Genomic DNA, 656 nt, shown 5'->3' with positions numbered 1-656 from the left:
AGCGAAGCCACCGAGCTGTTGGTCGAGCTGAGCCCCGTCGACAACGAAGTGATGCCGGTCGACAGCGACGAGATCGCGCTGCTGGACGACGACACCGTCGTCGACAGCGAATCCACGACGGAATTGGTCGCGAAGAGCTGGGAGCCGTTGATCGCGTCGGTACTGGTCGGCGTGATTTGGCCTGCCGCGACATTGGTGATTTGACGCGTGGTGCCCGTGCTCGCATTGCCGACGCTCACCACGCTGCCCGGATTGCCGCCCGCGAACGTGGTGGTCACGCCGCCGACGGTACCCGTCGGCGTCGGGTTGGGCGCTTGGGTGACGGAGCCGCTGCCGAGTGCGACGTCGCCGGCGTTGTTGGCGATGGCATTCGGGCCGATTGCGACCGAGTCGGTGCCGAGCGCCTGGCTGTCGGCTGCCGTCGACTTCGCGTGGAAGTACTTGATGCCCTGGCTGTTGATGCTGTCGATCGCCGAGCCGACGCTGCTGGCGGTCGACGTCGTGCCGTTCGCGTTGTACGTCGTGTACGACGGAGCGGAAACCGTGCCGGTTGCCGGGTTGTAGCTCGCGCCGCCGCCGAGGGCTGCGGCGGTGCTGTTGCCGAGATTGTCGGTCTTGGTCGTGACCGTGCTGAGGCCGGTGGACAGCGAGCTGAT

Annotated in this window: 1 pseudogene; it reads right to left on the bottom strand. The window is 66.8% G+C overall.

The annotated features are described in order from the left end of the window. Positions 1-656 (bottom strand): annotated as a pseudogene (locus tag WS45_RS31790) (cell surface protein); the annotation flags it as partial.

Origin of the sequence: Burkholderia sp. RF2-non_BP3 (assembly GCF_001522185.1) — a bacterium.
GTDB lineage: Bacteria > Pseudomonadota > Gammaproteobacteria > Burkholderiales > Burkholderiaceae > Burkholderia > Burkholderia diffusa.
The sequence above is the reverse complement of the archived record's forward strand: the minus strand, read 5'-3'. Positions and strand labels throughout refer to the sequence as shown.